12 protein-coding genes and 2 pseudogenes are annotated in these 17,777 nt (G+C 75.1%); 8 read left to right on the plus strand and 6 right to left on the minus strand.

Annotation, left to right across the window (positions count from 1 at the left end; all coding sequences use genetic code 11):
* Positions 1-25 precede the first annotated feature (25 nt).
* Positions 26-2,428 (minus strand): phosphoketolase, encoded by a 2,403-nt coding sequence (locus IH54_RS0101330; RefSeq protein WP_052396932.1) that lies wholly within the window; start codon positions 2,426-2,428, stop codon positions 26-28.
* 221 nt (positions 2,429-2,649) lie between these two features.
* On the opposite strand from IH54_RS0101330, the gene IH54_RS42695 reads away from it, so the two are divergent.
* Positions 2,650-3,150 (plus strand): signal peptidase II, encoded by a 501-nt coding sequence (locus IH54_RS42695; protein ID WP_052396933.1) that lies wholly within the window; start codon positions 2,650-2,652, stop codon positions 3,148-3,150.
* 25 nt (positions 3,151-3,175) lie between these two features.
* On the opposite strand, the gene IH54_RS39180 is transcribed toward IH54_RS42695, so the two are convergent.
* The 3 genes from IH54_RS39180 to IH54_RS0101350 form a co-directional block, all read right to left on the minus strand.
* The gene (locus IH54_RS39180; protein WP_043179394.1) at positions 3,176-3,631 is read right to left on the minus strand and encodes a MarR family winged helix-turn-helix transcriptional regulator; all 456 of its coding nucleotides are present in this window, start codon (positions 3,629-3,631) and stop codon (positions 3,176-3,178) included.
* Positions 3,632-3,921: 290 nt separating this feature from the next.
* Positions 3,922-4,392, minus strand: a complete 471-nt coding sequence (locus IH54_RS0101345) for a DUF6220 domain-containing protein (RefSeq protein ID WP_052396934.1) — start codon at positions 4,390-4,392, stop codon at positions 3,922-3,924.
* A gap of 178 nt (positions 4,393-4,570) precedes the next feature.
* Complete coding sequence (locus IH54_RS0101350) at positions 4,571-5,182, minus strand: TetR/AcrR family transcriptional regulator (protein WP_043179395.1); 612 nt, start codon at positions 5,180-5,182, stop codon at positions 4,571-4,573.
* Between the two features lie 226 nt (positions 5,183-5,408).
* On the opposite strand from IH54_RS0101350, the gene IH54_RS0101355 reads away from it, so the two are divergent.
* Entirely contained in the window at positions 5,409-7,340 is a 1,932-nt protein-coding gene (locus IH54_RS0101355) for a multicopper oxidase family protein (protein WP_199923314.1), read from the plus strand.
* Here the strand turns inward: IH54_RS0101355 and IH54_RS0101360 are convergent.
* On the minus strand, positions 7,289-10,543 hold the full coding sequence (locus tag IH54_RS0101360; protein ID WP_052396935.1) for a BTAD domain-containing putative transcriptional regulator: 3,255 nt from the start codon (positions 10,541-10,543) through the stop codon (positions 7,289-7,291). The genes IH54_RS0101355 and IH54_RS0101360 overlap by 52 nt on opposite strands.
* A gap of 569 nt (positions 10,544-11,112) precedes the next feature.
* On the opposite strand from IH54_RS0101360, the gene IH54_RS0101365 reads away from it, so the two are divergent.
* Entirely contained in the window at positions 11,113-11,526 is a 414-nt protein-coding gene (locus IH54_RS0101365) for a nuclear transport factor 2 family protein (protein ID WP_031512223.1), read from the plus strand.
* 83 nt (positions 11,527-11,609) lie between these two features.
* Positions 11,610-11,807 carry a hypothetical protein gene (locus IH54_RS46500; protein ID WP_031512225.1) on the plus strand — a complete coding sequence of 66 codons (198 nt, stop codon included), beginning with the start codon at positions 11,610-11,612 and terminating at the stop codon, positions 11,805-11,807.
* Positions 11,808-11,876: 69 nt separating this feature from the next.
* On the opposite strand, the pseudogene IH54_RS48020 reads toward IH54_RS46500, so the two are convergent.
* A pseudogene (locus tag IH54_RS48020) lies at positions 11,877-12,092 on the minus strand (ROK family protein); the annotation flags it as partial.
* On the opposite strand from IH54_RS48020, the pseudogene IH54_RS46505 reads away from it, so the two are divergent.
* The 4 genes and pseudogenes from IH54_RS46505 to IH54_RS0101395 form a co-directional block, all read left to right on the plus strand.
* Positions 12,019-12,595, plus strand: a pseudogene (locus IH54_RS46505) (SulP family inorganic anion transporter); the annotation flags it as partial. The pseudogenes IH54_RS48020 and IH54_RS46505 overlap by 74 nt on opposite strands.
* Before the next feature lie 37 nt (positions 12,596-12,632).
* Complete coding sequence (locus IH54_RS0101385) at positions 12,633-13,091, plus strand: nitroreductase family deazaflavin-dependent oxidoreductase (RefSeq protein ID WP_031512227.1); 459 nt, start codon at positions 12,633-12,635, stop codon at positions 13,089-13,091.
* Positions 13,092-13,338: 247 nt separating this feature from the next.
* The gene (locus IH54_RS0101390; protein WP_031512228.1) at positions 13,339-14,976 is read left to right on the plus strand and encodes an ABC-F family ATP-binding cassette domain-containing protein; all 1,638 of its coding nucleotides are present in this window, start codon (positions 13,339-13,341) and stop codon (positions 14,974-14,976) included.
* 516 nt (positions 14,977-15,492) lie between these two features.
* Positions 15,493-17,769, plus strand: a complete 2,277-nt coding sequence (locus IH54_RS0101395) for a cellulose binding domain-containing protein (protein ID WP_031512230.1) — start codon at positions 15,493-15,495, stop codon at positions 17,767-17,769.
* The last annotated feature ends 8 nt before the right edge of the window (positions 17,770-17,777 follow it).

A 17,777-nucleotide genomic window follows, 5' to 3' on the forward strand; every position in this document is an offset into this window, starting at 1 on the left:
CCGGGCGGTGCGGGCCGCGGGGCGGTCAGCCCTGCCAGCGCCACTCCGCGACCTCCGGCAGGTCCACGCCGTGCTCGCGGATCCATGCGTGGTGCTGCAGCCGGATCCCCTCCATGTGCTGCCGGACCCCCGCGGCGGTGACCGCCAGCCCGGGGACGCGGTCGATGACGTCCATGACCAGGCGGTAGCGGTCCAGGTCGTTGCGCAGCACCATGTCGAACGGCGTGGTGGTGGTGCCGATCTCCTTGTAGCCGCGCACGTGCAGGTGCGCGTGGCCGCGGCGGCGGTAGGCGAGCCGGTGGATCAGCCACGGGTAGCCGTGGTAGGCGAAGATCACCGGCTTGTCCGGGGTGAAGAGCGCGTCGTACTCCGCGTCCGACATGCCGTGCGGGTGCTCGTCCCGGGGCAGCAGCCGCGCGAGGTCCACGACGTTGACGACCCGTACGGCCAGCTGCGGCAGGTGGTGCCGGAGCAGTTGGGCCGCGGCCAGCACCTCCAGGGTGGGGACGTCGCCCGCGCACGCCAGCACCACGTCGGGCCCGCGCCGCACGTCCTCGCTGCCGGCCCACTCCCACAGGCCCGCGCCGCGCGCGCAGTGCGCGATCGCGGCGTCCATCGGCAGCCAGTCGAAGGACGGCTGCTTGCCCGCGACCACCACGTTGACGTAGTCGCGCGAGGCGAGGACGTGGTCGGCGACCGACAGCAGGGTGTTGGTGTCCGGCGGCAGGTAGACCCGGACGACCTCGGGCGCCTTGTTGAGGACGTGGTCGATGAAGCCGGGGTCCTGGTGCGAGAAGCCGTTGTGGTCCTGCCGCCACACATGCGAGGTGAGCAGGTAGTTGAGCGACGCGATCGGGCGGCGCCAGGGCAGTTTGCGGGTGGTGCGCAGCCACTTGATGTGCTGGTTGACCATCGAGTCGACGATGTGCACGAAGGCCTCGTAGCAGGAGAACAGGCCGTGCCTGCCGGTCAGGAGGTAGCCCTCCAGCCAGCCCTGGCAGGTGTGCTCGGAGAGGATCTCCATGACCCGGCCGTGCCGGTCCAGGTTCTCGTCGACGGCGAGGACTTCCGCCTGCCAGGCCTTGCCGGTCGACCGGTAGACCGCCTGCAGCCGGTTGGACGCGGTCTCGTCGGGCCCGACGAGCCGGAAGTCGCGGCGGCCGGCGGTCTCGGCCATGACCAGGTCCAGCAGCTCGCCGAGGACCCGGGTGGGCTCGTGCCGCGAGCCGCCGGGGGTGTCGACGGGCACGGCGAAGCGGTCCAGCGGCGGCAGCGGGAGGTGTTGCAGCAGTAGCCCGCCGTTGGCGTGCGGGTTGGCGCCGAGCCGCCGCTCGCCGGCCGGTACGCACTCCAGGACCTGCGGGCGCGGGCGGCCGTCCTCGTCGAACAGCTCGGCCGGGCGGTACGAGCGCAGCCACTCCTCCAGCTGCCGCAGGTGCCCGGGGTTGTCGCGGACGCCGGCCAGCGGCACCTGGTGGGCGCGCCAGGTGTTCTCGACGGGCTCCCCGTCGACCTCCTTCGGGCCCGTCCAGCCCTTCGGCGTGCGCAGCACGATGACCGGCCAGCGCGGCCGCTCCGTGGAACCGCCGGTGCGGGCGGTGTCCTGGAAGGCGGCGATGCGGTCCAGGGCGGTGTCCATCGCCGCGGCCATCGCGCGGTGCACCTCGGCGGGGTCGTCGCCGACGACGTGGAGCGGTTCGTGGCCGTAGCCGTGCAGCAGCTCGTCCAGCTCCGGTCGCGGGAGGCGGGCCAGGACGGTGGGGTTGGCGATCTTGTAGCCGTTCAGGTGCAGGATCGGCAGCACCGCGCCGTCGTGCACGGGGTCGAGGAACTTGTTGCCGTGCCAGGAGGCCGCGAGCGGCCCGGTCTCGGCCTCGCCGTCGCCGATCACGCACGCGACCAGCAGGTCGGGGTTGTCCAGCGCGGCGCCGTACGCGTGGCTGAGCGCGTAGCCCAGCTCGCCGCCCTCGTGGATGGAGCCCGGTGTCTCGGGCGCGACGTGCGAGGGCACGCCGCCGGGGAAGGAGAACTGCTTGAAGAGCCGCCCCATGCCCGCGGCGTCCCGCGTCACGTCGGGGTAGGTCTCGGTGTAGCTGCCCTCCAGCCAGGAGTTCGCCAGCACCGCGGGCCCGCCGTGGCCGGGGCCCCACACGCAGATCGCGTCCAGGCCGCGGGCGCGGACCACCCGGTTGAGGTGGGTGTGCACCAGGTTCAGCCCGGGGGAGGTGCCCCAGTGGCCCAGTAGCCGCGGCTTGATGTGCTCGGCGCGCAGCGGTTCGGTGAGCAGCGGGTTGTCCATGAGGTAGATCTGGCCGACCGCGAGGTAGTTCGCGGCCCGCCAGTGGGCGTCGAGGGCCCGCAGCTCGTCGTCGGGCAGGGCCGGGCCGGCGAGCGTGGGGGGCGTCGCGGGTTCGGATGCGTCGGGCATGCTGGCCTCCAGGCGGCGTGGGAGTCGTCCCGCACCAGCCTTCCCGCCCGCGGCGCCGGGCAGCGGGGCCGTTCGGGGGGATGTCCGGAAGCGGCCGGGCGACCCGGGCGGGGGAGGGCGGTGGGAGCTGCCGTGGGGACGGCCGCCGGAGGCAGCTGTGGGAGGCGGCGCGCCGCGGGCGTAGGCTCGTGGGCGGGCGACGAGGACGCGGGAGGCTGCCGATGCCGGGCTGGGGTGTGGCGCAGCGTGCGCTGTGGATCACGGCGGCGGCGGGGATCGCCCTCGACCAGTCCACCAAGGCGGTCGCGGCGGAGCTGGTGGAGGGCCACCAGCCCAGCCACCTGCTCGGCGGGCTGGTCACCTTCACGGCCTACCGCAACTCGGGGGCCGCCGGTTCCTTCGCGCCGCGCGCGACGCTGGTCTTCACCCTGCTGGCGATCTGCGTACTGGCCTTCATCGCCCGCAAGGCGCCGGAGATACGCTCCACCGGCTGGGCCGTCGGGCTCGGGCTGGTCTTCGCGGGCGCGGGCGGCAACCTCGCCGACCGGCTCTTCCGCACCCCGGGCTTCGGACGGGGAGCGGTGCTGGACTTCATCCAGGTCGGGCACGGCGGCATCTTCAACCTGAGCGACCAGTGCGTGACGGCGGGCGTCGTCGTGGTCATGGTCCAGCTGGTACGCGGCGTCCCGCTCTCCTCGCCGGCCCCCGCGTCCCGCACCTGACCGCGGCGCCCGGCAGGCGCGGGCCTCAGCCGGCGCCCTCCCCGGCCTCGAACTCCGCCGACATGGCCCGTACCAGCGCGGGCAGTCCGACGGCCAGCGCGTGCTGCTCCTCCGCGGACAGCGCGGCGAGCCAGCGCTCGTGCCGCAGCCGCATCGCGTCGGCGATCCGGACCGCGACCTCGCGGCCCGTACCGGTCAGCACCACCTTCTGGAAGCGCCGGTTGCTGGGGTCGCGGGAGCGCTCGACCCACCCCTTGTCCGTCATGCCGGCCACCAGCCGGCTCACGGTGCTCTTCTCCAGACCGAGGTACGAGCCGAGTTCGTGCTGCACGCACGGTCCGCCGGACAGGTACCCGAGCGCGAGCGACTCCGAGAGCGAGGCCCCGAGTCCCGGCACGACCCGCGACGGATCCAGCACACCACGTTGCCTGAACAGGCCGTCCATCGCCATTTCCAGCACATGGTGCGGTCCGGTGTGCATTACCACCTCCGTGGGTTGCGAGGGACAACCCTTGATCGGCGCGCCGCCGCCGCGGCGAGGGAGGCCGTGGGGGCAGTTGTTCTGTGCAACTCGGTGATCCACTCATGGTATCCGACCGGAGGGATCCCGGGCCGGGAGTGCTCACCGTACTGAAAGCACGCCAATTCGACGAGCTGTCAGGACGGTTGGGATCGTGCCGGAGCCGCGGCCGGAAAGGCAGCGGTGGCCGTCTCCTCTGACAGGCGAGGAGACGGCCACCGGACAAGAGGCGCCGCGAGTCGGCGCGGGTGTCAGCCGACCGGGTCGGCGGCCGACTCGGAGCCGGTGTCCGGGGCCGCGGGCGTGACGGCGGACCGCGTGCCGGAGCCGGACTTCATCAGGGCGCGGGTGCCGTCGAACGCGGCGCGGGCGACCAGCAGGATGATAAGGCCGTTGATCACGTGGAAGCCCATGATGACGGTGCCGGCGGTGGTGCTCTTGTCGTCGTCCCGGCCGCCGATGGTGTTGATGAGGACCTGCACGGGCACCAGCAGCGCGATCAGGAAGGTGGTGCCGATCAGCTTGCGGGGCACCTTGGCCACGGCGCCGACGACGGTCGCGACCACGGCCAGCGGCAGGATGATCATCTCCCCGTTCACCTTGTGCGCGTCGAAGGTGCTGTCCGTCTGCGGCTTGGTGAAGACGGCGACGCCGGCGAGGTAGAACTGCACGCCTATCGCGACGAGCAGCAGGACACACAGGACGAGGAAGACCTTGCGCATGGCGGGGCGTCCTTTCGGAATGCGGGCATGCCGGAATCCGGCCGTGACGGAACGACACCGGCTGACTCTGTCTGCGCGCCCAGGGTAGCGAGCCGGGACCCGCCCTACCCGGCCCCTGGGGGGAACCTAGGGGTTGTCCCGGAATCCGTGCAGCGTACGGCCGTTGACACGTAGGGGCCTACGGCGTGGCGCCGGCCGTCATCAGCGAGAGGATCGTCCGGCTCGCCAGATCGCCGGCCGCGCCGGGCTCCAGGCGGCCCTCGGCGACCTCCTCGGCGGCCAGGTGCATCAGCGTGTAGACGGTCGCGACCAGCCAGTCGGCCGGCAGGTCGGTGCGGAAGTCGCCCGACTCGCGGCCGCGCTGCACCAGCCGCCCTATCGTGCCGAGCACCGACTCGGCGTAGCCGCGCAACCGCTCCGGCGACAGCGTGGTGGAGGCCACCCGGTAGAGGTTGCGGTGCCGCTCCAGCACCTGCCAGGAGGAGCCGATCAGCTGCCCGAGCACCTCGCGCGGCGGGCCGTCGTCCAGCGGCAGCAGTGCGATCGCGTCCAAGGTCTGTGTGAAGGCGCGCTCCAGCGCCGCGTCGACGAGCGCCTCGCGGGTGGGGAAGTGCGTGTAGAGCGTCACCCGGCTCACCCCCGCGGTGCGGGCGATGGCCGACATGTTGACGTTCCCGTCGAGCGGGACGCACGCGAGTGCGGCGTCCAGGATGGCGGCGATGCTCCGCTCGGCGTCGGAGCGGCGGCGCCGTCCCGTCTCGCCGCTCGGGGCCGCCGGGTCGTCGTGCATGGCCGTCAGGATATCCGCATGTCCGTGCCCGGCCGGGCCGTGCGGCGGTGCGGCCCGCCGCACGGATCTCGGGTTCAGGACACCGTGCTTTGACAGCATGTTAGATTTAAGGAGCTGTCGGCGGGGACGGTGTGCGCGGAGCCTTGCGGGTCCGTACCCCCGGCGCGGTGCGGCCCGCACACGTTCATCCACCGGACGCGAGACAGGGACGACGAGGACACCGCCCGTGACTGCTGACCTGATCACCCTCGACCTGCTCGCCGTCGCGCTCACCGCGGCGGCCTGGCTCGCGGCGGGCGCCACCGCCGTCTCCCGCAAGGCGCTGATCGCCGCCTCCCTCACCGGACTCGGCGTGCTGCTGACCGCGATACGCGTGGTGCTCGTGGTGCTGCTCGGCACCGGCGGCGGATGGTGGTTCGTCCAGGAGAAGGCGCTGCTCGAACTCCCGCTGCAGGCCGTCACCGCCGGGGCCGCCGCGGTCGTCGCCACCCGGCGGCTGCTCCGGCCGGCCCTGGCCCGCGGCCCGCTGGAGGGCGACACCGCGCCGGTGGCCGTACCGCTGTTCGCCGCCGGGATCGCCGCCCTGTCCGGCCTGGTCGTGACACTGCTGATCGGCTACCCGGTCACCGTGGCCGTCGCGCTGGTCACCGTCGCGCTGGTGGCGCTGCTCGCGGTGGCCGCCTGGTGGGTGCTGGACGGGCGGCCGCGCGGTGTCGTGCTCGGCGCCGGAGGAGTGGCCTTCGTGGTCGGGGTGGCGGGCGCGCTGACCACCTTCGCCGGGACCCCGGCGACCGACGCCGGCGGCGGCCCCGCGATCGCCTACCCGCCCGCGAGGGGCGTCTCGGTGGCCACCCTCACCGGCCCCTCCGCCCCCGCCCCCGGCGGCACCGTGCGCCACTACAGCCTCCAGGCCCGCAAGGCGACGGTCACGCTGGCCTCCGGCCGCAAGGTCGCCGCCTGGACCTTCGACGGCACCGTGCCCGGCCCGCCGATCACCGCCGTGCAGGGCGACCTGGTCGAGGTCACCCTGCACAACGTCGACATATCCGCGGGGGTGTCGATCCACTGGCACGGCTACGACGTCCCGTCCGCCGAGGACGGCGCCGTCGGCCTCACACAGGACGCCGTCACTCCCGGGCACAGCCTCACCTACCGCTTCCTGGCCACCCAGGCGGGCACGTACTGGTACCACACCCACCAGGACTCCAACCAGGGCGTGCAGAAAGGGCTGTTCGGCTCGCTCGTCGTCACGCCGAGGCCCGCGCGCTCCCGGGCCGCGACCGGCGTGACCGCTGCGGCCGACATCTCCGTGCCGGTGCACACCTTCGACGGCCTGACCGCCGTCGGGGACCGGGACACCCTCGACACCCGGCAGGTCGCGCCCGGCAAGCCCGTCCTGCTGCGGCTGATCAACACCGACAACGTCACCCACCGCTTCACCCTGGCCGGAGCGCCCTTCACCCTCGACGCGGTGGACGGCAACGCCGTCGGCGGCCCCGGCACCCTGCGGCAGACCGCGCTCAGCCTCGCCGCGGGCGGCCGCTACGACCTGCGGCTGACGATGCCGGCCACCTCCGTCGCGCTGCTGGTCGACGACGACCGGGCGCACGGCCTGCGCCTGCTCCCCGGCGGCGGCAGGGCCGCGGCGGCGCCGGACACCGCGTCCTGGCCCGAACTCGACCTGCTCTCCTACGGCCGCCCCGCCGCCCGTCCGGCCACGGACGCGGGCCCCTTCGACCGCCGCTTCACCCTCGTCCTGGACCGCGGCCTGTCGCTGTCCGGGCCGGTCAAGGGCCGCGACTGGACGGTCAACGGCCACGCCTTCCCGGACGTGCCGACCCTCGTGGTGCGCAAGGGCGACCGGGTGGAGATGACCGTGGTCAACCGCAGCCTGGCCACCCACCCCTGGCATCTGCACGGCCACTCGGTCCGCGTCCTGTCCCGGAACGGCGACGCCGTGACCGGCAGCCCGCTGACCATGGACACCTTCGACGTCAAGCCGGGCGAGGTGTGGAAGGTCGCCTTCACCGCCGACAACCCGGGCCTGTGGATGGTCCACTGCCACAACCTGGTGCACGCCTCGCAGGGCATGTCCCTGACGCTGGCCTACGAGGGCGTCACCGACCCGTACGACATGGCGGGCATGCACGGCGACTGACGGCCGCCGCCGCGGCCCGTGTCCGCCAGGTACGAGGCGACGAGCGCGTGGGCCGCCGCGCGGTCCAGCGCCCGCCCCCGCCGGTACAGCTCGGCGTGCCCGCGCTCGTCGAGAGCCGCCACGGTCTGCGCGACCACCCGCGCCACGTCGGGGTTGTGGGTGTCCGGCGCGCCCCGGAGGACGTCGGCGGCGCCGACGATCTCCGCCGCCGCGTCCGGCCGGCCCAGGTCCAGGTGCAGCCGGGCCGCGGCCACCGAGGCCTGGGCCACCACCGGCATGTCCGGTACGGAGCCGGCCAGCCGGAAGGACTCCGCGGCGTGCCGGAACGCCCGCTCCGGATCGCCCTCCGCCATCGCCTGGTGCGCCAGCGCCGCGCCGAGCACCGCCCGCAGCAGCACCGGTGCCGAGGCGTCCCGGTCCAGCTCCTGGACCGCCGCCCGGTACTCCCCGGCGGCCTCGCCCAGATCACCGCGCGCCCGGTGCAGATTGCCCAGCGCCACCCGGGCGTAGAACAGTTCGCGGGCCGGAGCGGCGCCGGGAAGCGGACGCAGCATCGCGGTCAGCTCGGCCCGCGCCCGCTCGACGTCGCCGCGCCTGACGCGCGCGGTGGCGAGCGCGGCACGCTGCGAGATCGCCGGGTTCTCCGGGTCCAGCTCCCGCAGCAGGCCGATGGCGGAGGTCAGTTCCCCGATGACGGCGTCGAAGTCGCCGAGCACGGCGTCGGCGTCCGCGAGCGCGGTGAGCGCCAGCGCCGCCGCCCAGCGCTCGCCGGACACCCGGAACGCCCCCACCGCCGCCGCCAGGTCCTCGCGCATCCCCGCGACCTCACCGTGGTTGCCGCGCAGGAAGCCGCGCATCATCAGCAGCATGCCGCGTGCCCACGGTCCGCAGCCCGGCAGGTCGCGGTCGGCCGCCCACAGGCCGGAGTGCACGTCGTCGTCCCACAGCGCCAGTGTCACCTCGATCAGCGCCCGCGCCGGATACGCCTCCGCCTCCGGGACACCGGCCGCCACCGACCGCGCCTGCGCCCGGTCCGGTCCTGGCGTGACGGTGCCGCCGGACATCAGCCGGTTGAACAGGCACAGGGCCATGGCCGTCGCACGCGGCCCGGGCGGGGCGTCGCCCGGCACCCGCAGGGCCTCCAACAGCCGCTGCGCCGCCTCGGCGTGCGCGCCCTGCACCGTCCACAGCCACCCGAGCGCCGCCACCAGCCGCACCGCGCGTGGGGCGTCGGCCTCCGACACGAAATGCCGGAGCGCCGCGAGCAGGCTCGCCTGCTCGCCGGACAGCCGCGCGACCCAGGCCGGCTGCGCGGCACCGCGCAGGTCGTCCGCGGCGCCCTCGGCCAGCTCCAGGCAGTACCCGGCGTGGTCGGACCGCGCCCGCGCCGACTCGTCGCTCCCCGCCAGGCGTTGCAGGGCGAACTCGCGGATCGTCTCCAGCATCCGGTAGCGGGCCACCGGCCCGTCGACGACCTGGAGCAGGGACTTGTCGGCGAGCGCCGTGACGTGGCCGAGCACCTCGGCGGTGGCCATGCCGCCCCGCGCGCACACCCCTTCGGCGGTCTCCAGCGAGATCGCCGCCGGGACGACCGCCAGCCGCGCGGCGACCCACCGCTCCTGCCCGGTGAGCAGGTCCCAGCTCCAGCCGACCACCGCGCCCAGCGTGCGGTGCCGTGCGGCGGCCGCGCGGCTGCCGCCGTCCAGCAGCCGGAAGCGGTCGGTCAGCCGCCGTACGACCTCCTCCAGCGGCATCGTCCGCAGCCGGGCGGCGGCCAGTTCGAGCGACAGCGGAAGCCCGTCCAGCCTGCGGCACACCTCGACCACCGCCGCCACGTTCTCCTCCCGGACGGCGAAGCCCGGCCGGGCCGCGGCCGCCCGCTCGGCGAAGAGCTGCACCGCGGGGAGCGCCACCGAGTCCGCGGCGCTCGCCCCCGGTTCCGGCAGCTCCAGCGGACGTACCGGGCACAGCATCTCGCCCGGCAACCCGAGCGGCTCACGGCTCGTGGCCAGCACCCGCAGCCGCGGGCAGCGGCCCAGCAACTCCTCGGCGAAGGCGGCGACCTCCGCCGGCAGGTGCTCGCAGTTGTCGAGGACGAGCAGGCACTCCCCGCCGCGGAGAGCCTCCACCAGCGGGCCCAGCGGGTCGTCCGCGGCGGGACCGCCGTGCGGCCCCGGTGGGCGCAGCGCGAGCGCGGCGGCCGCCGCGCTCGCCAGGTCCCGCCCCCTGGCCACCGGTGCCAGCTCCACCAGCCAGACTCCGCCTCCCGCGGAGTCGGCCACCCCGGCGGCCACCGCCCCGGCCAGCCGCGTCTTGCCCACCCCGCCGGGGCCGACCAGCGTGACCAGCCGCCCCTGTGCGAGCCGCGCGGTGACCTGTCCGACCTCCGCGGACCGCCCCACCAGGCGATTCAGCGGCGCGCGGAGATTCCCCGCCGGGCGCGCGGGCGGGACCGGCCGGGGCGCGGGCGTGCCGCGCAGCACCGCCAGGTGCGCCGCCCGCAGCTCCGGGCCGGGGTCGGCGCCCAACTCGTCCGCGAGCAGCCGCCGGTAGGCGTCGAACGCGCTCAGCGCCTCCGCGGCCCGCCCCTGCGTGTGCAGCGTGCGCACCAGCAGCACCCGCAGCGGCTCGCGCAGCGGGAAGCGGGCGGTGAGCGCCTCCAGTTCGGCGACGGCCTCCCCGTGGTCCGCCGCGAATTGCAGCTCCGCGGTGATCCGCGCCTGGACCGCGTCGACCCTGGCCTCGGCGAGCCGCGCGGCGGCAGCGGCGGCGGGAGCGGTGCCCGTCAGGCCGGTGAGCGCCTCCCCGCGCCAGAGGCCCAGCGCCTCGCGCAGCGCCTCGGCCGCGCGCCGGCCGTCCCCCTCGGCGAGCAGCCGCCTGCCCAGCGCGGCGAGCCTCTCGAAGCGCCGCGCGTCCACGGCGTCGGGCGGCACGTCGAGGCGGTAGCCGCCGTCCGCCGCCACCAGCAGGGCCCGCGCGTCGCCCAGCGCCCGCCGCAGCCGGGACACCAGCGACTGGAGCGCATGGGACGGGTCGGCCGGGCCGCCGTCCGGCCACAGCCCGGTGACCAGCGACTCGACGGAAACGGTCCGGCCGGCGCCGAGCGCGAGCAGGGCGAGGAGCGTACGAAGCCGCGTACCGCCGACGTCCACCGGGCGGTCGTCCACGGTCACCCGCAGCGGCCCCAGGACCCCGATCCTCATGGCACGAACCCCCGTCTCCCGCGGCCCGGACCGCCCCGCGGCGAACGGCGGACCTCCCGGCGGCGGGCCCCCGGCGACCGCGGACGCGGCACGGCGAACCGGAGGCCCAGCGTAGCGGGAGCCCGGCCCGACAGCCGCCCCGCCAGGGAGAGTTGCACGCCCTGGGCCATGTCGCCTGCCGTGCACGCCCTGGCCCACGCCGCCTGCCGTGCACGCCCTGGCCCACGCCGCCTGCCGGGCACGCCCTGGCCCACGTCGCCTGCCGGGCACGCCTCGGGCCACGCCGCCCCCCGTCAGGGCCGGCCGGGTCCCCCCTCCGGATCCGGCCGGCCCGCCCGCCGGCGGTCGCGCCGGCGGTGCCGGAGGGACCGGAACCGCCGGCGTGCCACGCGGAGCGACGGGGGCCCGGGGCATCGGCAGCGGGAGAAGTCGCCCGGCCGGCGGCCCGGGCAGGGCGGCGTGGCGGAACGACGATGCACGGGACGGCTCGCAGATCGCTCGCACGCCGCTCGCATCCGCCGTGCGCGGGGCGGGAGCGGGCTGCGACCGGCGGGTGCTGCACTGGCCGCATGACTTCCCGTCCACTGCCCGGCAGCCCCGCCTCCGACCCCGCTGCCTTCGTCGTCCGCTTCTCCCGGGAGATGGCGCTGTCCGAGGAGGATCCGGCCGCCGTCGTCGACCGCTACCACTCGCCCGACGTCGTCCAGTGCAACGACGGGGCGGAGATGACCCGCGACATGCTCGTCGCGCATGCCGGACCGGTCCGGCGCAATGTCCTCGACGTACGCGTCGACGTCCAGGACAGCGTCGTGGACCCGGACGGGGCCGCGGTCCGCTACACGCTGCGCGCAGAGATGCGCAGGGGACCGGTGATCGTCACCGAGGTCTACGCCTTCGTGCGGTTCGCGCCCGACGGGCGGGTGCGCAGGATCGACCAGATCACCCGCGATCTGCCGCCGCCCGGCGGCGCGGACGCGTCCTGAGGCGCCGCCCCGCGCGGCGGGTCAGGCCGTGAAGGGGACCGGCCGCGGGCGAGGGCGGCATCGGGGGTCGCCGGGCGCAGGATGTGGTCGCGGACGAGGCCGCGCCCGCGATGTCGGCCCGGGAGCGGTACCGCGTCGGGACGATCTGCAACTGCCGGGTGGCCGGCGGCAGCGCGCGCTGGTGGACGACCTCCCGGACGCCCGCCATGAGGTGGTCGCCGAAGCTGCTGAGGGTGCCGCCGAGGACGACGATGTCCGGGTTGAGCAGGCTGGTGGCGTAGGCGACGGCCGCTGGCGAGGACCCGGCCGGCGGTCCTGAGGGCGCCCACCGCGGCGCTGTCGCCGCGCTTGACCCGGTCGATGTCGTCCCGCGCGTCGTGCCCGTCGCCCTGCCCGTGGCCGCGCAGGTCGCGGGCGAGCGCCCAGCCGCCGACGAGCGACTCCAGGCAGCCCCGGTTGCCGCAGCGGCACTGCGGGTCGCCGAAGCCGCTGATCGCCGCCGGGATCGCCGTGCCGACCGTGGGTGACAAGGCCACGCTGCCGTCGTCGCTGCCCGTCCCCGGCATCCCGGACGTGCCCTTCACCCCGCACACCTGCGGGTGATCGCGCCCTGCGCCTTCGCCACGGCGCTGGTCGGGATCATGGAGTCGATGACGACCGCACGGCTCGTCGACGGCCTGACGGGCACCCGTCCGACAAGAGGCGGGAGGCCGTCGGGCAGGGCGTCGCCGCCCTGGTCCTCGCGCGCGGCGTCGCCCGCCGGAGCACCGTCACCCCGCTGACCGGCCCGGACGGCGGGCGGCTCGGCTACGCCCTCGGCGGCGAGCTGGTCTTCGTGTCCGCGAGCGACCTCGCCGCACGGTTCGACTACGCGGGCGACCCCGACCGGGTCGTCATCGACCTCGCCGGCACCCGGATCCGGGACGCCTCCTCCGTCGCCGCGCTCGACGCCGTCGAGAGCACGTACGCGCAGCACGGCAAGAGCGTCGAGTTCACCGGCCTGGACGACGCGAGCGCCCGGCTGCGCGGCCGGCTGCGGGAGGCCGTGGCACCGGCCGCCGATGTGTGACGACACGTCAGATCCGGGGCGTGGCAGGATGCCTGCCATGACGACGCGACGCACGATCACCAGGAAGGACCGGGTCCGCAACCGGGTGGTCGTCCTCTTCCACCGCATCGGGCTGCCCTTCGGGCCGATGCAGCTGCTGACCGTTCCCGGCCGCAGGACGGGCATCCCGCGCACCACCCCGGTGGCCCCGGTGACCATCCACGGAGCCACCTACATCTGCCAGGCCTATCCGCGCGCGGACTGGGTGCAGAACGCCCGCGCCGCCGGCCGCGGCACCCTCACCCGCGGCCGCGAGACCCGCGAGGTCGACCTCGTCGAGGTGCCGGTGGCCGAGCGCGGGGTCGTCCTGCGGGAATTCCCGGCGCAGAACCCGCGGGGCGTCGGTGCCTTCCTGCGCAACGGCCTGGTCCACGAACCCACCGCCGACGCCTTCGCGGCCGCGGCCCCGGCCGTGCCGATGTTCCGCGCCGTCGCCCGGGAGCGGGCGCGGGGCTGACCGCGCGCCCGCCCCCGGACCGGCAAGGGCCTTGGTACAGTCGGTGGAGCAGGAAGATCAGCTCCGGGCCCGCGGGTCCGGGACGAGGGAGGCCACGCGTGGCGGGTGACGACGACATCTCCGGGTGAGTCCGGAGCCCCTGGCCACCGGGCGGCGCACGCGGTGCACCGCCGGGGGCCGCTTCGTCGTCCCTGAACGCCCGCCGGTGAGCGCGCGCTCCCTGCCCTGCCGTACCCGAGGTCCTGTCATGTCCGACGCCCAGATCATCTGCTCCCACCTGTCCTTCAGCTGGCCCGGGGACATCCCGGTCCTCCAGGACCTGTCCTTCACCGTCGGCCCCGGCCGCACCGGGCTCGTCGCGCCCAACGGCGCGGGCAAGTCCACCCTGCTCCGGCTGATCGCCGGGGATCTGCAGCCCACCGGCGGCACCGTCACCGTCGGCGGTGTGCTCGGCTACCTGCCGCAGACGCTGCCGCTCAGCGGCGACCTCAGCGTCGCCGACGTCCTCGGGGTCACCCCCGTCATCGCGGCGCTGGACGCCATCGAGTCCGGCGACACCGACGAGCGCCACTACGCCGTCATCGGCGACGACTGGGACGTGGAGGACCGCAGCCGCGCCCAGTTGGAACGGCTCGGCCTCGGCGACGTCACGCTCGACCGGCGGCTGCACACCCTCAGCGGCGGCCAGACCGTCACGCTGGGCCTGGCCGCGCAACTGCTCGCCAGGCCCGACGTGCTGCTGCTCGACGAGCCGACCAACAACCTGGACGGCCCTGCGCGGCAGCGGCTGCACACCGTCGTCGAGGAGTGGACCGGCTGCCTGCTGCTGGTCAGCCACGACCGCGCGCTGCTCGACCTGATGGACCGCATCGCCGAGCTCGACGACGGCGTGATCCGCACGTACGGCGGCGACTTCACCTCCTACCAGGAGGCCGTGGCCGCCGAGCAGGAGGTCGCCCTGAAGAACCTGCGCGCGGCCGAGGCCGACGTCAAGCGGGAGAAGCGGGAGATGCAGCAGGCCCGTGAGCGCGCCGAGCGGCGGGCGAACAACGCGGCCCGCAACATCGCGAACGCCGGCCTGCCGAAGATCGTCGCCGGCGGGCTCAAGCGCCGCGCACAGGAATCCGCGGGCAAGGCGGGCGGCACCCACGCCGCCCGGCTCGGCGACGCGCGGGCCCGGGCGGACGAGGCCGGGCGGGCGGTGCGCGACGACGACCAGATCGCGCTGGACCTGCCCGCCACCCGGGTGCCCGCCGGCCGCACCGTCTTCACCGGCGAGGGGCTGCGGATCCGCCTCGGGCAGCGCGAGGTCTTCGCCGGGGAGGGCGCCGACCTGGTCGTCCGCGGCCCCGAGCGCATCGCGCTGACCGGGGCGAACGGCGCGGGCAAGTCCACGCTGCTGCGGCTGCTCAGCGGTGACCTCGAGCCGGCCGCCGGCCGGGTGACCCGGGCCGCGGGCCGCTCGGCGTACCTCTCGCAGCGCCTGGACCTGCTGGACCCGGCGCGGTCCGTCGCCGGCAACCTGGCCGGGTACGCCCCCGGCATGCCGGTGGCCGAGCGGCTGAACCTGCTGGCCCGCTTCCTCTTCCGCGGGCCGCGCGCCACCGAGCTGCCGGTCGGCGCGATGTCCGGCGGCGAGCTGTTGCGCGCGACGCTGGCCTGCGTGCTGTATGCCGAGCCCGCGCCGCAGCTGCTGCTGCTCGACGAGCCGACCAACAACCTCGACCTCGGCGGGGTGGCCAGGCTGGAGTCGGCGCTGACGGCCTACCAGGGCGCCTTCGTGGTCGTCAGCCACGACGAGCGCTTCCTTGCCGAGATCGGCGTGACCCGCCGCCTGGACCTCGCCGACGGCGTCCTGCGCGAGGCGGTTCCACCGCAGGGGTGACCGGGGGGCCCGCGGTCCGGCCCGGGCCCGGGGCGCGGGGTTGCGGATTGCACGCCTGGCGCCCCGCGTCCCGGCTCCGGACCCCGTCGTCCGCGCCCCGCGCGCCCCGCGTCGCGGGTCCGGGACCCCGAACTCCGTGCCCCGCGCGCCCTGAACCCCGCGTCGCGCGCCGCGGGGTCCGGGGCGCGGGCCCCGCACTCCGGGCGCCCGCACTCCCCGCCGCGGGCCCCGTGCCCCGGGCCCCGCGCACCGGACCCGGGACCCCTCGCCCCGAACTCTGCGCCCGCGCCCCGGACCCGGGCTGCGGGGCCCGCGCCGCGGAACGGCTGCGGCGGTGCACACCGCCGTGCCCCGGCGTCGCGCACGCGCTCCGCGCCGCCTCGGGCGGTCCGGACCGCCCGAGGCGGCGCGTGATGCGCGGGAGGAATCCGGGCGTGCCCGTTGACCCGCGCGTGGGAGCGCTCCCACTATGGCTGCGGGTCACGCTCCTTCCCCCCCACGCGACAAGGAGGATCCATGACCACCCTTCAGCCACGCCTGCGCCGCAGCCGCCTCTGGGCGGCGACCACGGCGGGCGCGCTCGTCGCGGCCGGTGCCGCCTGGGCCGTGCACGCGCCGTCCGGCGCGGCCGCGGCCACGGCCGGCTGCGCCGTCGACTACTCCGTCACCAACTCCTGGCAGGGCGGCTTCGGCGCGTCCGTGACGATCCACAACCTCGGCGACGCCGTCACGTCCTGGTCCCTCACCTGGACGTTCGGCTCCGGCCAGACCGTCAGCCAGGCGTGGAGCGCGAACGTGACGGTCGGCGCCGCCCGGGTGACCGCGACCAACGTCGACTACAACGGAGCCATCCCCTCGGGAGGCACCGCCTCCTTCGGCTTCAACGGCGCGCTCACCGGCTCGGCCACCGCCACCCCGCCCACCGACTTCGCCCTCAACGGCGTCGCCTGCACGGGCGCCACCTCGCCCACCACGCCGCCCACCACGGCCCCGACGACCCCGCCCACCACGCCGCCGACCTCCACCCCGCCCGCCACCGGGCAGGGCCGCCAGGTCGAGAAGCTCGACCGCGGAGTCATCTCGGTCCGCAGCGGCTCCGGCAACCTGGTGTCCTGGCGCTGGCTCGGCACCGACCCGGACGACGTCGCCTTCAACGTCTACCGCGACGGCGCCAAGGTCAACTCCGCACCGCTGACCGGCGCGACGGACTACCTCGACAGCGGTGCCGCGGCCGGCGCCTCGTACACCGTGCGCGCGGTGGTGAACGGCGCCGAGCAGGCGGCGTCGCCGGCCTCGCTGTCCTTCGCCAACGGCTACCACGACGTGCCGATCTCCCCGCCGGCCGGCGGCACCACCCCCGACGGCGTCGCCTACACCTACGAGGCCAACGACGCCTCGGTCGGCGACCTCGACGGCGACGGCCGGCTGGACCTGGTCCTCAAGTGGTATCCGACCAACGCCAAGGACAACTCGCAGTCCGGCTACACCGGTGACACGATCCTGGACGGCATCACCCTCGACGGCACCCGGCTGTGGCGCATCGACCTCGGCCGCAACATCCGCTCGGGCGCGCACTACACGCAGTTCCAGGTCTACGACTACGACGGCGACGGCAAGGCCGAGGTCGTCACGAAGACCGCGGACGGCACGGTCGACGGCGCCGGCAAGGTCATCGGCAGCTCCGGCGCCGACTACCGCAACTCCTCCGGCTACGTCCTGTCGGGCCCGGAGTACCTGACGGTCTTCAACGGGCAGAGCGGCGCGGCCATGCAGACCGTGAACTACGACCCGCCGCGCGGCACCGTCTCCTCGTGGGGCGACTCGTACGGCAACCGTGTCGACCGCTTCCTGGCCGGCACCGCCTACCTCGACGGCACGCGCCCGTCGATCATCATGGCCCGCGGCTACTACACCCGCACGGTGATCGCCGCGTGGGACTGGCGGGGCGGCAAGCTCACCGAGCGCTGGAAGTTCGACAGCAACGACTCCGGCAACAGCTCCTACGCCGGCCAGGGCGATCATCAGCTCGCCACCGCCGACCTCGACGGGGACGGCAAGGACGAGATCGAGTACGGCGCCATGGCGATCGACGACAACGGCGCGAAGCTGTGGAACACCGGCCAGGGCCACGGCGACGCCCTGCATGTCGGCGACCTCGACCCCGGTCACCCCGGCCTGGAGGTCTTCAAGGTCGACGAGGACACCTCCAAGCTCGCGGCGTGGTTCGCCGACGCGAGGACCGGCCAGATCCTGTGGTCCAACCCCAGCTGCGGCTGCGACAACGGCCGCGGGGTCTCCGACGACATCTACGCCGGCAGCGCCGGCGCCGAGTCCTGGTCCTCCGGCGTCAGCGGCCTGTTCAGCGCCAAGGGCCAGAACATCGGCCGCAAGCCCGGCTCCACGAACTTCCTCGCCTGGTGGGACGGCGACCCGGTCCGCGAACTGCTCGACGACACCCACATCGACAAGTACGGCACCAGCTCCGACACCCGGCTGCTGACCGCGTCCGGCGTCCACTCCGACAACGGCACCAAGGCCACCCCGACCCTGTCCGGCGACCTGTTCGGCGACTGGCGCGAGGAGGTCGTCTGGCCCACGACCGACAACCGGGCGCTGCGGATCTACGCGACCCCGACCCCGACCGACCTGCGGATCACCACGCTCCTGCACGACACGCAGTACCGCACCGCCCTCGCGTGGCAGAACACCGCGTACAACCAGCCCCCGCACCCCAGCTTCTTCCTCGGCAACGGCATGCCGACCCCGCCGCGGCCGCAGGTCTACACACCCTGACGCCGTCC

Source organism: Streptomyces sp. NRRL F-5123 (assembly GCF_000721495.1).
Taxonomy (GTDB): domain Bacteria; phylum Actinomycetota; class Actinomycetes; order Streptomycetales; family Streptomycetaceae; genus Actinacidiphila.

What these genes read in the sequence shown, in the direction of transcription:
- IH54_RS0101330 (WP_052396932.1), bottom strand. Translation starts at nt 2,428, where the DNA reads ATGCCCGACGCATCCGAACCCGCGACGCCCCCCACGCTCGCCGGCCCG.
- IH54_RS42695 (WP_052396933.1), top strand. Translation starts at nt 2,650, where the DNA reads ATGCCGGGCTGGGGTGTGGCGCAGCGTGCGCTGTGGATCACGGCGGCG.
- IH54_RS39180 (WP_043179394.1), bottom strand. Translation starts at nt 3,631, where the DNA reads ATGCACACCGGACCGCACCATGTGCTGGAAATGGCGATGGACGGCCTG.
- IH54_RS0101345 (WP_052396934.1), bottom strand. Translation starts at nt 4,392, where the DNA reads ATGCGCAAGGTCTTCCTCGTCCTGTGTGTCCTGCTGCTCGTCGCGATA.
- IH54_RS0101350 (WP_043179395.1), bottom strand. Translation starts at nt 5,182, where the DNA reads ATGCACGACGACCCGGCGGCCCCGAGCGGCGAGACGGGACGGCGCCGC.
- IH54_RS0101360 (WP_052396935.1), bottom strand. Translation starts at nt 10,543, where the DNA reads ATGAGGATCGGGGTCCTGGGGCCGCTGCGGGTGACCGTGGACGACCGC.
- IH54_RS0101365 (WP_031512223.1), top strand. Translation starts at nt 11,113, where the DNA reads ATGACTTCCCGTCCACTGCCCGGCAGCCCCGCCTCCGACCCCGCTGCC.
- IH54_RS0101385 (WP_031512227.1), top strand. Translation starts at nt 12,633, where the DNA reads ATGACGACGCGACGCACGATCACCAGGAAGGACCGGGTCCGCAACCGG.
- IH54_RS0101390 (WP_031512228.1), top strand. Translation starts at nt 13,339, where the DNA reads ATGTCCGACGCCCAGATCATCTGCTCCCACCTGTCCTTCAGCTGGCCC.
- IH54_RS0101395 (WP_031512230.1), top strand. Translation starts at nt 15,493, where the DNA reads ATGACCACCCTTCAGCCACGCCTGCGCCGCAGCCGCCTCTGGGCGGCG.